The sequence below is a fragment of the Chania multitudinisentens RB-25 genome (assembly GCF_000520015.2).
In the GTDB taxonomy this organism is placed as follows: Bacteria; Pseudomonadota; Gammaproteobacteria; order Enterobacterales; family Enterobacteriaceae; genus Chania; species Chania multitudinisentens.
Map to the genome: position 1 here is coordinate 2,500,720 of NZ_CP007044.2, position 13,301 is coordinate 2,514,020.

The 13,301-nt window shown below is 56.0% G+C and carries 8 protein-coding genes; all 8 read right to left on the reverse strand.

Features of this window, described 5'->3' with window-relative positions:
* Positions 1 to 73: 73 nt before the first annotated feature.
* Positions 74 to 793, reverse strand: a complete 720-nt coding sequence (baeR, locus tag Z042_RS11005; RefSeq protein ID WP_024912668.1) for an envelope stress response regulator BaeR — start codon at positions 791 to 793, stop codon at positions 74 to 76.
* A complete protein-coding gene (gene baeS, locus Z042_RS11010) occupies positions 793 to 2,175 on the reverse strand; it encodes an envelope stress sensor histidine kinase BaeS (RefSeq protein ID WP_024912669.1) in 1,383 nt (460 codons plus the stop codon). The genes baeR and baeS overlap by 1 nt, the downstream gene beginning before the upstream one ends.
* Positions 2,172 to 3,602, reverse strand: coding sequence for an MFS transporter (gene mdtD, locus Z042_RS11015; RefSeq protein WP_024912670.1), 1,431 nt, complete (start codon positions 3,600 to 3,602; stop codon positions 2,172 to 2,174). Before mdtD ends, baeS begins: the two co-directional genes overlap by 4 nt.
* A 63-nt stretch (positions 3,603 to 3,665) precedes the next feature.
* Positions 3,666 to 6,746: a multidrug efflux RND transporter permease subunit MdtC gene (gene mdtC / locus Z042_RS11020; RefSeq protein WP_024912671.1), complete on the reverse strand. Its 3,081-nt coding sequence runs from the start codon at positions 6,744 to 6,746 to the stop codon at positions 3,666 to 3,668.
* Entirely contained in the window at positions 6,743 to 9,862 is a 3,120-nt protein-coding gene (locus Z042_RS11025) for an MdtB/MuxB family multidrug efflux RND transporter permease subunit (protein WP_024912672.1), read from the reverse strand. The genes mdtC and Z042_RS11025 overlap by 4 nt, the downstream gene beginning before the upstream one ends.
* A complete protein-coding gene (locus Z042_RS11030; protein ID WP_024912673.1) occupies positions 9,862 to 11,124 on the reverse strand; it encodes an MdtA/MuxA family multidrug efflux RND transporter periplasmic adaptor subunit in 1,263 nt (420 codons plus the stop codon). The genes Z042_RS11025 and Z042_RS11030 overlap by 1 nt, the downstream gene beginning before the upstream one ends.
* Before the next feature lie 239 nt (positions 11,125 to 11,363).
* Positions 11,364 to 11,906 (reverse strand): GNAT family N-acetyltransferase, encoded by a 543-nt coding sequence (locus tag Z042_RS11035; protein ID WP_024912674.1) that lies wholly within the window; start codon positions 11,904 to 11,906, stop codon positions 11,364 to 11,366.
* A 19-nt stretch (positions 11,907 to 11,925) separates the two neighbouring features.
* Positions 11,926 to 13,278, reverse strand: a complete 1,353-nt coding sequence (yegD, locus tag Z042_RS11040; protein ID WP_024912675.1) for a molecular chaperone — start codon at positions 13,276 to 13,278, stop codon at positions 11,926 to 11,928.
* Positions 13,279 to 13,301 lie beyond the last annotated feature (23 nt).

Sequence of the window (13,301 nt, forward strand, 5' to 3'; positions counted from 1 at the left end):
TGCCTGGTTTTTGCATGGGGTAGAGGAGGGGGAAAATCGCAGTGCCTACGGTGTGGCACTGCTGGGCGGTGAATCACTGTGCCTCATTGATCAACCGGCAGGGATCGGTTTCCCAGCGATAGCCAACGCCATACACCGCACGGATAAATGCTTTGTCGCCATCGATCAGCTCCAGCTTGCGGCGCAGGTTTTTGATATGGCTGTCGATGGTACGGTCGGTCACGACGCGGTAATCGTCGTATAGATTGTTTAGCAACTGTTCGCGTGAAAAGACGTTACCCGGCTGGCTGGCCAGGGTTTTCAACAGGCGGAATTCTGCGGGTGTCAGATCCAGAATATGCCCTTGGTAACTGGCCTGAAAGCGTGCTTCATCAATATGCAATAACACTTCTTCTGCCTGCTGTTCTATAGGGCGATAACAACGGCGCAGAATGGTTTTTACCCTGGCAACCACTTCACGCGGGCTGTAAGGCTTGCAGATATAATCATCGGCTCCGATCTCCAACCCCAGCAGACGGTCTATTTCCTCGATCTTGGCGGTCACCATCATCACAGGAACATCGGTAAACCGGCGCAGTTCGCGGCAGATGGTTAAGCCATCACAGCCTGGCAGCATCAGATCCAGCAGGATAAGCGCGGGTTGACGCTCAAGCACCGCCGGAACCACCTCGCGGCCATTGCTCAGCCAACGCGTGGCATAACCTGCGGCTTGCAGATAATCCACCAGCAACTGCCCCAGCTTGGGCTCATCTTCCACGATCATAATCTGCAATGGCGGGTTCGGGTTTTCCATCATGAAGCCTTATTATCTACCGGGGTTGGGAAATCTACTGTAATGCGCACACCACCGAAAGGCGAGTGTTGTGCATGGATCGTACCACCGTGCGCTTCAACAATGTTCTGGCTGATGGCCAACCCTAACCCGGCTCCACCGCTAGCGCGGTTGCGTGAACCTTCGGTGCGGTAAAAGCGTTCGAAGATGCGTGCCAACTGTTCGTCATTGACGCCGGGTTTACTGTCCTGCCAGTAAACCCGCACCAGCCCTGGCAGAAGCTCAACCCCAATCTCTAGCGTGCCGCCTGCATCAGTATAGCGCAGGCTGTTTTCCAGCAGATTGTTGAATAGCTGATTGAGGCGATCGGGATCGCCAAACAGCTTTGCCTGTGTTGGCAGATGAGTGACAATTTTCAGCCCTTTGGCATGAAAACGTTCACGGAAGGCCGCCACGGCGATTTGCACCAGATGGACACAATCTACCGACGTTTTGCGGTAAGCCAAAGCCCCCAGATCGGACAATGAAAGCTGATGCAGATCGTCCACCAGCTTGGTGAGAGTTGACACTTCCGCCTGTAATGAGCTGATGGACGCGAGCGTTGGCTGGCGGACGCCATCCTGTAAGGCTTCCAGTTCACCGCGCAATACCGCCAGCGGCGTGCGTAGTTCATGCGAGATATCGGCCATAAATCCGCGCCGGGTTTGTTCATTCTTTTCCAGCGAAGTGGCAAGCAGGTTGAAATCCTGCGCCAACCGGCCCAGTTCGTCCTGGCTGCTGACCGTAACACGGGCAGCGAAATCCCCCGCAGCCAGCCGGTGTGTGCCAGCAATCAGCCGTTTTACCGGTGCCAGCAGGCCGCGCGACAGCAACCAGGTGACTGCGGCTGCCAGCAACGTTGACAGCGCGACGATCAGCCAACTGGTGCGCTTTTGTTGCCGATCAAAATTGATATCGGCATGGCGCGTCAGTTTCTCTGGCGGTGTCGCCACCACCCAGCCGACAATCTCATTATTGTAACGGAGTGGGTGACGGGAACTTTCTTTCGGGATCGGGCCTGGGCGGCCCACCAGCCGCTGGTACTGGCTATCGACGATCCAGAACTGGGAACGCCAGCCTTTGGGCGGCAGATTATGGTTGTTGTCGTTGTTTTGCTCAAACGAACGTATGATCTGATACACCACCTGATCGTTATTACGCAGGAATGCCCAGTTGCCGTGGCGGCGATATTGTTCTTCTAACGCGTTGCCGAGCAGGGTAATACGTTGCTCGTTGCTGTGTTTGATATAATCGATAAACCCCCGTTCGAAACTGATGCGCATTCCCCAGTGCATGGTAATCAGCACCAGCATGCAGGTGGCAAAAATCGCCATAAACAGTTTACTGGTGATACCTATTCTCATGGCAACCTCGTTGAGCTGCGGCCTGGCTCTTTGGTCAACGTGCGGCTGGGGGCAAGATTGGCTGGTACACGGGCGAAAACCAGCGCAGGCAGAGCGATAATCAACGCCATACAGCCGTAGCTATAAATAAAGGCACTGTGGATGGCTGGGCTATCGGCCACCACCTGATGATGGGCAAAACTGCCGAGCAAGATCCCGGCCATGCTGACACCCAAGCTCATGGAAAGCTGCATTACCATTGACAGTAAGCTGTTGCCGCTGCTGGCCAAGCGGTCGGGCAAATCTTTCAGCGTCAGGGTATTCATGGTTGAGAAGCGCAACGAGTTGATCATGCCCTGGAAAAACAACACCACCGGCAGCAGATAAAGCCAGCCGAGCATGGCGACCAGCAGGAAAATCAAACTGACCAGCGCCAGGAGCAACGTCGTGGCGATCAGCACCTGGCGATAACCAAAACGATTCACCACTTGCACTACAATACGTTTCATCCCCATGCTGCCAATGATCATCGGGATCATCATCAGCCCGGAATGGAAGGGGGAAAACCCCATACCTACCTGTAGGAACAACGGGGTCATAAAGGGTAGCATGCCGCTGCCGATGCGGCCCAACAGGCTGCCGGTCAGGCCAATTTTATAGGTCTCGGTTTTAAACAGCCGCAACGAGAACAGCGCCCGGCTGTTACCTTTGGCATGCCACCAATAGCCTGCCAGTGCCGCACAGCCTAGCAGGATCAGTCCGGCAACGGCGGTGGTGGAAATCCCCAGGCCTTTATGCCCATCAAGCGCCAGCGTTAGCGTAGCCATACCAATCACGAGCATAATAAAGCCGCTGATATCAAAACGGCGGGTTTGCATGCGGTAATTGGGCATCAACAGCAAAGTCGCGATAGCCCCGACAATGCCGACCGGAAGATTAATCAGAAAGATCCATTGCCAACTGGCGTATTGCACCAGAAAACCGCCCAGCGCTGGCCCTAACAATGGGCCGATCTGGCCAGGCAGGGTAACAAAGGTCATGGCTGCCATATACTGCTCACGCGGGACGATTTTCATAACCGTCAGCCTGCCGACCGGCACCATCATGGCACCGCCAACGCCCTGTATCACGCGGTAAGCCACCAGTTCATTCAGAGTCTCTGCCTGGGCGCACAGGATGGAACCGAAAGTAAACAGCACAATGGCGCTGAGAAAGATCCGCTGTGTACCAATTTTGTCGGCCAACCAGCCACTGGCAGGCAGCATCACTGCGACCGTCAGGACATAAGACACAATGACCGGTTGCATACGCAGCGGGCTTTCGCCCAGGCTGGCTGCCATGGATGGCAGAGCCGTATTGACGATGGTGGTATCCAGCGCCTGCATAAAGAAGCCGAAAGCCACGATCCAGAGTTGCCACTGTACCGAGGCGGTATGTCTGGTGAACATTTTATCCCCTTCTTACTTGAAACCGCAGCGTTGCCGGCTGCGGTCTGCTAGCCATCGATCCCTTTATTGCGGCAGCGGGGCTAATTTTTTACCGCGACGAAGCACCATCTGCAACCGGTCAAAATACAGGTAGATCACTGGGGTGGTATACAGCGTCAGCAATTGGCTCATCACCAACCCACCAACGATGGTGATCCCCAACGGCTGGCGCAGCTCGGCACCGTCACCGCTGGTCAGCACCAGCGGTAATGCGCCAAACAGAGCAGCCAGTGTGGTCATCATGATGGGCCGGAAACGCAGCAGGCCGGCCTGGAAAATGGCTTCGCGCGCGCTGAGCCCGCCGTTACGCTGCGCATTAAGGGCAAAATCGACCATCATGATGGCATTTTTCTTCACGATCCCGATCAGCAACATGATGCCTATTAAGGCAATCAGGCTGAATGGCGCACCGAACAGTTCCAGTGCCAGCAGGGCACCAACCCCGGCAGAGGGGAGAGTGGAGAGAATGGTCAGCGGGTGGATATAGCTCTCGTACAAAATACCCAGCACGATATAGACCGTGGCGATCGCCGCCGCGATCAGTAACAGCTGCGATTTCAGCATTTCCTGAAAAAGTTGGGCGGTTCCGGCAAAGGTACCACGTACCGAAGAAGGCACGCTAAGCTGCGTCATGGCACGTTCAACCGCAGCGGTGGCGTCGGACAGACTGCCGCCTTCCGGTAGGTTAAACGAAATGGTTGACGCCGCCGACAACCCTTGATGATTAACGGAAAGCGGAGCATTGGCCGGTTGCCAGCGAGCAAAATAGGACAGTGGGATCGCTTGGCCGTCTTGGTTGATCACAAACATTTTTTCCAGCGAACTTACGTCCTGGGTATAAGGCGGTGCCACCTCCATCACCACTTTATACTGGTTCAGTGGTTGATAGATGGTAGAAATTTGGCGCTGGCCGAATGCGTTATTCAGCAGATTGTTGACGTCGGTGACGGAAATGCCCAGCCGCGCCATGGTTTCGCGATCGTAAGACAGATCCATTTCTGCCCCTTTGTCTTGCTGGTCGGTGTTCACGTCGGCCAGTTCTGGCAATGCTGACAGTGCGTTACGGATCTTCGGTTCCCACTCGCGTAATTCTCTGAGGTCGTCCGCCAGCAGCGTATATTGATAGCTGGCATTGGCCTGCCGCCCACCGACGCGGATATCCTGCACCGCCATCAGAAACAGGCTGGCTCCCGGCTCTTTCGCCAGTTTGCCGCGCAGCCGGGCGATGACCTTTTGTGAATCGTCACTGCGTACCGACAGCGGTTTGAGCGAAATAAACATCGAGCCACTGTTGGTACGGGAACCCCCGGTAAAACCGGTGACGTTATCCACGTCTTGGTCTTCCCGCACGATCTTCATAAAATCTTCCAGCTTGCCGCGCATCGCCTGAAACGAAATGCTTTGATCCGCCTGGATAAACCCCATCAGCAGGCCGGTATCCTGCTCAGGGAAGAACGTTTTCGGGATGCTGATATACAGCCAGACGTTGAGAGCGATAGTGGCAAAAAATACCGCCAGCACCCAGCGCGAACGGCCAAGCACCCAGTTGAGCGAGCGGCCATAACCCTGTTGCAAGGCCAGCAGTACTCTGCCAAACCCCCGGCTGCGCCGCTTACTGCGTGCGGGCTGATAGCGCAGCAGATAGGCACACATCATTGGCGTCAGCGTCAGCGAAATCAGCAGTGAAAGCCCGATAGAGACGGATAGGGTGATGGCAAACTCGTGAAATAATCGGCCGGCCAGCCCTTGCATCAGCAACAGCGGGATAAACACTGCCACCAGCGATACGCTCATCGACAACACGGTGAAGCCAACCTCACGCACCCCTTGCAGCGCAGCGTTGAGCGGTTTCATCCCTGCTTCAACGTGGCGGGCAATGTTTTCCAGCACCACGATGGCGTCATCTACCACAAAGCCAGTGGCGATGGTCAGCGCCATCAGCGACAGGTTGTTCAAACTGAAGCCGCACAGATACATGGCGGCGAAAGAGCCGATCAGCGAAACGGGTACGGCTACCGCCGGGATCAGCGTAGCGCGGCCAGAACGCAGGAAAATAAACACCACCAGGATCACCAGGCCAATGGCAATCATCAAAGACTGTTCTACTTCGGCCAAGGCTGCCCGGATGGTTGGCGAGCGGTCCATGGCGATATTCAGCTGGATTGATGATGGAATATTTTCTTGCAGAGCGGGCAATGCGGCACGGATGCGATCAACGGTTTCGATGACGTTGGCACCCGGCGCGCGGCTAACGGTTAAGATGATCGCCGGTTTGGCGTTGCTCATCCCGGCGTTGCGCACGTCCTGCACCGAATCAATGACGTTAGCCACATCGCTCAGGCGCACCGCAGCCCCGTTATGGTAGTGAACGATCAACGGCTGATAAGCGGCTGCGGTTTCCAGTTCGTCATTGGTCTGAACCTGCCAGTGCTGTTGGTGGCTTTCCAGCGCGCCCTGCGGCCGCCGGATATTGGCATTGGCGATGCTTTGGCGCACTGCATCCAGCGAAACGCCCTGATTGAACAGGGCACCGGGGTTCAGTTCTACCCGCACTGCGGGCAAAGAACTGCCGCCGACCGAGACATCACCCACCCCTTCGGTCTGGGCAATTTTTTGCGCTAACTGTGTTGAGGCGAAATCATACAACTGCCCCTGGCTATAGGTATCGGAGGTTAGCGTCAGCACCATAATCGGTGCGGCAGATGGGTTGAGCTTACGATAGGTTGGCCGGTTTGGCATACCGCTTGGCAGCAGGCTTTGCGCCGCATTGATGGCTGCCTGCACGTCGCGGGCGGCACCGTTGATATCGCGATCAAGATCGAACTGTAAGATAATCCGCGTGTTGCCGAGTGAACTCATTGAGGTCATTTCATTCACCCCGGCAATGCGGCCCAGCGCCCGCTCCAGCGGTGTGGCTACCGAGGAGGCCATGGTTTCCGGGTTGGCACCGGGCAGGGTGGCGGTGATCGAGATCACCGGGAAATCCACCTGCGGTAACGGCGATACCGGCAGCAGCCGGAAGCCAAGCAGCCCGGCGAGAGTAATCGCCAGCGTTAACAGCGTGGTAGCGACCGGGCGGTGGATGAACAGGGCAAAGAATTTCACGGCAGCTCCTGTGCATCCTGCTGGCGATGAGTATTGCGTGCCAGTTTGTCAAACAGCAGGTAAATTACCGGCGTGGTGAACAGCGTCAGGATCTGGCTCATCACCAGGCCGCCCACCATACAAACGCCAAGCGGTCGGCGCAGTTCTGCGCCGACGCCGGTGCTCAGCATCAACGGTAACGCACCCAGCAGCGCCGCCAGCGTGGTCATCAGGATTGGACGGAAACGCAACAGGCAGGCTTGATAAATGGCATCGTAGGGTGTCATCCCTTGCTCGCGTTCGGCGGCCAGTGCGAAGTCGATCATCATGATGGCGTTCTTTTTCACGATACCAATCAGCAAGATGATGCCGATAATGGCAATGACATCCAACTCATGACCAGACACCATCAGCGCCAGCAGAGCACCTACCCCGGCGGTAGGCAGGGTAGAGAGAATGGTGACCGGATGGATAAAGCTTTCGTACAGCACACCCAGCACGATATACATTGCCACTACCGCCGCCAGAATCAGCCACAAGGTGCTGCCAAGTGCGGCCTGGAAAGCCAGTGTCGCGCCCTGGAACTGGGTGGTGATGTCTTTCGGCATGTTGAGATTTTTTTCCGCCTGAGTAATAGCCTCAACGGCTTCACCGAGCGAATAGCCAGCGGCCACGTTGAACGAGACGGTTGCCGAAGGGAATTGATCGAGGTGGTTAATTGATAGTGGCCCGAAGCGCTCTTCAACCTGTGCAAAGGTACTCAGCGGCACGATGGTGCCACTGCTGCTGGTAAGGCGAATATCATTCAACGCCGCCAACCCCGGTGTGCTGCTGACATCTTGTTCCAGTACCACCCGGTATTGATTGGCCTGGGTGTAAATGGTGGAGATTAACCGCTGACCAAAGGCGTTATACAGCGCACTGGCGATACTGCTCATGGTGATGCCAAGGCGGGAAGCTGAATCACGATCCACATTGATGTAGGCTACCAATCCCTGATCCTGCCAGTTGCTGGTTACCTCCGTGAGCTGTGGGGCCTGCTGCAAGGCCTGCATCAGTTGGGGCACCCACAGGCTGAGTTCGTCAAGAGACATTGCTTGCAGCGTAAATTGGTATTGGGTACGGCTTACCTGGGTATCAATGGTCAGATCCTGGACCGGTTGCAGATACAGATTCACGCCGGGGATTTGTGCAGCCTGCTGTTGCAGGCGGTTAATGATGGCCGGAATGCGATCGCTGCGTTCATTCAGCGGTTTCAGATTGATTTGCAGCCGCCCGCTGTTGAGCGTGGCATTACTGCCATCGACACCAACAAATGAGGTCAGGCTTTCTACCGCCGGATCTTTCAGGATCTCGGCGGCGACCTGTTGTTGCCGCTCGGCCATATTGCTGAATGAAACGCTTTGCGGTGCTTCCAGCGTGCCCTGAATGATGCCGTTGTCTTGTAATGGGAAGAAGCCTTTCGGGATCATCAGATACAGCAGCACGGTCAGAACCAGGGTGCTGAAAGCCACACCCAGCGTTAACCAGGGGTGATTCAATACCACTTTCAGCCACACGCCGTATTGCGCGATCACTCGCTCAAAGAAGCGCTCCGAAGCACGGGAAAAACGGTTTTGTTGGCGCAATGACTCATGGTTGAGCATACGTGCGCACATCATGGGCGTCAGCGTCAGGGATACCAGCGCGGAAATCAAGATCGCCACCGCCAGCGTCACGGCAAATTCACGGAACAGGCGGCCAACGATGTCGCCCATAAACAGCAGCGGGATCAGCACAGCCACCAGCGAGAAGGTCAACGAGATAATGGTAAAGCCAATCTCTCCGGCCCCTTTCAAAGCCGCATCCAGCGGTTTTTCACCTTTTTCGATATAACGTGAGATATTCTCGACCACCACAATGGCATCATCCACCACAAAGCCGGTGGCAATGGTCAGCGCCATCAGCGTCAGGTTGTTGATCGAAAACCCCAGAAAATACATGGCAGCAAAGGTTCCTACCAGCGAGAGCGGCACCGCTACGCTTGGGATCAGGGTCGCAGGCACGTTGCGCAGGAATACGTAGATCACCATTACCACCAGCGCCACCGCCAGCAATAATTCGAACTGCACATCGCTGACCGAAGCCCGGATGGTGGTGGTGCGATCGGTCAAGACTTTCACATCCACCGATTTGGGCAGGCTTTTGATTAATTCAGGCAGCATTTCACGAATGCTGTCGGCGGTAGCGATCACGTTGACACCCGGCTGGCGCTGAATGTTCAGCACGATGGCCTGCTCGGTGTTGGCCCAGGCCGCCAGCAGGTTGTTTTCAGCCCCTTGTTCGATGGTGGCGATATCCTGCAAGCGAATAGCTGCCCCGTTCTGATACGCGACGATCAACTGACGATAATCCTCGGTGGATTTCATCTGATCGTTAGCGGAGAGGGTGACGGAACGCGTTGGGCCATCCAGGCTGCCTTTGGCGGAATTGACGTTGGCGTTACTAATGGCTGTGCGGATGGTTTCACTGTCCAGGTTGTAGGCCGCCACCGCTGCGGCATTCAGTTTCACCCGCACGGCGGGGCGCTGTCCACCGGAAAGTGTCACCAGACCAACGCCGGAAACCTGAGAGATTCTTTGTGCGATACGGGTTTCCACCATGTCTTCCACCTGCGTCATCGGCATGGCGTTGGAGGTGACCGCCAGCGTCAGAATCGGTGGATCGGCAGGGTTAACCTTGTTGTAAATCGGTGGGTAGGGCAGATCGTTAGGCAACAGATTGGTGGCTGAGTTGATCGCTGCCTGTACTTCTTGCTCTGCAACGTCGAGCGGCAGTTCAAGCAGGAACTGGAGCGTAATGACGGAAGCGCCGCCGGAACTTTGCGAGGCCATCTGTTTCAGGCCGGACATCTGGCCAAACTGCCGCTCCAGCGGGGCGGTGATCGCTGAGGTCACCACATCTGGGCTGGCACCGGGATAGAGTGTCACCACCTGAATGGTCGGGTAATCCACTTCCGGCAAGGCAGAAACCGGTAAAGATCGGTAGCCGATAATCCCGGCCAGCAGGATGGCCAGCATAAACAGGGTGGTCGCCACCGGGCGCAGGATAAACAGCCGGGATGGGCCACCACCGGCTTTAGGAGACATGGCCTGCATCAGGATTTCTCCTGCGCTCTATGCGGGTGTTTGGGTTTTGCTGCCGCTGCGGCACCTTGTGGAGCCTGTGGTGCCAGAACTTCAACCTGCATACCTTCCGTCAGGCGATCGATACCGTCGGTTACCACGCGATCGCCCGCGTTCACACCAGTATTAATCACCACCTGCTGGCTATCCTGTACGCCAGCGGTGACCTGGCGTCTACTGACTTTGTTGTCTTCGCTCAACAGCCAAACAAAGTGGCCTTCATTCCCCATTTGCAGTGCGGCAGTGGGGATCACCACTGCATCATGCAGGGTGGCGATTTTCAGCCGTGCATTGACAAACTGGTTGGGGAACAGCGTGTCGTCTTGGTTATCAAAGCGGGCTTTCAGTTTGATGGTGCCGGTAGCCGGATCAATCTGGTTATCCAGGCTCAATAAGGTGCCACTGCCCAATTGTTGCTGGTTGGTGCGATCCCAGGCTTCGACGCTGACCGTTCCTGCCTTCTGTGCTTTGACCAGATCGGTGATATTGCTTTCCGGCAGAGTAAAGACCACATCAATGGGGTGAGTCTGGGTGATCACTACGATCCCTGCGGTGCTGCCGCTGGTGATGAAGTTACCGACGTCCACCAGCTTGAGGCCAACGCGGCCATCAATCGGCGCAACGATCTTGCTGTAGGTGATTTGCAACCTGGCGTTGTCAACCGCGCCCTGATCGGCTTTAACTGCACCTTCGCTTTGGCGCACCAGGGACAACTGCGTGTCCAGATCCTGGCGGGAGATCAGGTTAGTTTTAACCAACTGTTGGTAACGTGCCAGATCCTGCCTAGCGTTGGCTAATGTGGCCTGATCTTTAGCCAGTTGCCCCAGAGCCTGTGTTAGCTGCACTTCGTATGGACGCGGATCGATTTCCGCCAGTAAATCGCCCACCTTTACCTGCTGGCCTTCGGTAAAGTGAAGCGCCATCAATTGGCCTTCGACCCGGCTGGTGACGGTGACGGTATTGGCTGCGGTTGCTGTTCCCAGCCCGCTCAGGAAACGTGGCACGTTTTGCTGCGTAGCAGTGGCGGCCTGAACCGGCGACATGGGAGCATTACGCCTGCCACCGGTTCTGCCGCCAGCGCCTGGATTGCCCATACCTGCCGGGCGTGCGCCGGGGGCGGAATCGGTGGGTTGTGGCGTGTTGAAGTGGCGCCAGACCAGAACAGCAGCAATAACCACGATAACGACAGCCAGCAGGCGTAGTATCAATGAACGGCGTTTCGGTTTTGCATTCATGGTGATGAATATTCTCTCCAGAGACAGGCGTGCGGGCAATCATTGCCAAAAGTGACACTTCCTACAGCATACTAGTTTAGCGAGTTGTACCAGCGAAAAAATGGAGGAAATATGGAGGAACTGTCAGGTTTTTCGGAAGAAAACACAGAGTTAGCTACCTCCATCGCCAAAGGGTTTTAAAATCTTGCCGCTTTAAGCATGGAGAAGATGGAACTCAGCGGGCTGTTCGCCACAAGCCATCAAAAAGGTGGATGACGGCGATACAGCACATGTTTACGCAACGGGTGCCCAACCGCCAAACGCGGATGGTCAAAAGTTTCACCGCTGAAGGTCATACCGATACGTTCCATAACCCGGCGTGAAGGGCGATTGGTTTCAGCGGTGAAGGCCACCACTTCGGTCAATCCAAGCGTATTGAAAGCAAGGTTTAACGCGCCGTAGGCGGCTTCGCTGGCATAACCTTGGCCCCAATATTCTGCGGCCAGCCGCCAGCCAATTTCGACACAGGGGGAACAGGGCAGATCGTCACTTGGGATCGCCAGCCCGACAAAGCCAAGAAAAGGTGCGCCACCTTTGGCCTCGACCGCCCAGAGTCCCCAACCATGTTGCTGCATAAATTGGCGGATGCGGTTGGCCAGTGCATCACTTTCTTCCCGGCTTAAGCAGGCCGGGAAATATTTCATCACTTCAGGATCGGCATTCATTGCGGCAAAAGCGGGCAAATCGCTGTCTTGCCACGCACGCAGCAGTAGGCGTTCTGTTTCTACGGTGATGATCGTCATGGCGTTGCCTCTGTGCTTATCAACGAAACAGCGTTTGTGCCCAACGAGCCAGCCCAGCGGTGACTGAACCGAAATCGTTACCTCCAACCAGCGGGATACCCGGCAGTTGTTGCTGCAAAGCACGGCGCAGCAGGGGGGAACGGGCACTGCCGCCGGTCAGATAAATCACCTGCGGCGTAGCCTGGCTGGTGGCCAATACGGCGCTGACCTGCTCCTGTATACGCAACAGCGGTTGCGAAATGGCCTCTGCCAACTGATCCTGGCGAATGGTTTCGGTCAGTTCCTGTTGGATGAAAGCCAGCGGAGTACAGATACTTTCCTGGCTGGAAAGGGCGATTTTACTCTCTTCCGCTGCCCGTACCAGCCGGTAGCTCAGGCGCTGTTGGTAGACTTTCAGCAGGTGTTTGACTTTTTCAGGTTCGGCGGCATCGCGAATGAGATCGCGCAGCAGGCGGCCATTGGCCGTGCTGTAGAAATCGCTTTGTGCCGGAACATCGTTAGTGGCGACCGCATTCCAGTAAGGCAGTGCGGGCAGCGCGATGCCTTTTTCGGTTTCGCCCCCCATACCAAACAGCGGCATCAGTTGTTTGAAGGCCAGCATGATATCCAGATCGTTGCCTCCCACGCGGCAACCGCTGTGCCCTAACAGGCTTGGTTGGCGATCGGCTCGATCGCGCCACTGTGGCCCCATCAGCAGCAATGAGCAGTCGGTTGTTCCGCCACCGATATCCACCACTAACACGGTTTTTTCTTCGTTCAGGGTGGCTTCAAAATCCAGACCAGCGGCCACCGGTTCAAACTGGAATTCAATGTCTTTGAAACCGGCGCGAGCGGCAGCGCGTTGGAGAATCCCTTGGGCCTGTTGGTTGGCTTCTTCGCCACCGGTGCCTTGGAAGTTGATTGGGCGGCCAATCACCGCCTGGTCGATACTGTTTTGCAGCACCCCTTCCGCCTGACGTTTGATATGGAACATCATGGCGCAGACCAGGTCTTCAAACAGGGCAATTTGCTGGGGCTTTAAGCCATTGGCGCCAAGAAAGGATTTTGGCGAACGCACGAAATAGACCTCTTCAGGGTCTTCGCTGTAGCGTGCCAGCGCCTGCAAACCAAACAGCACGCTGTCACCCTTGACCAGAATGTCTTCTTCCCGGTTGAACGTGATGGCGCGGCGCAGCAGTTGCTGGTTTTCTTCGCTACCGGTGGGCACCTGCCAGTGGCGATGCAGGCATTCGCTGACCGCTTCCCGCGTGGGCGCACACAGCATCGAGGGCAGATACGGGGTGTGGTTTTCCAACGTCAGTAATTTCGGGCCGTTATCTTGTATGACTGCAACAGAACAGTTGGCTGTTCCATAATCGAAACCGATGAACATTTTTTCCCCCATGCCAATGAAGG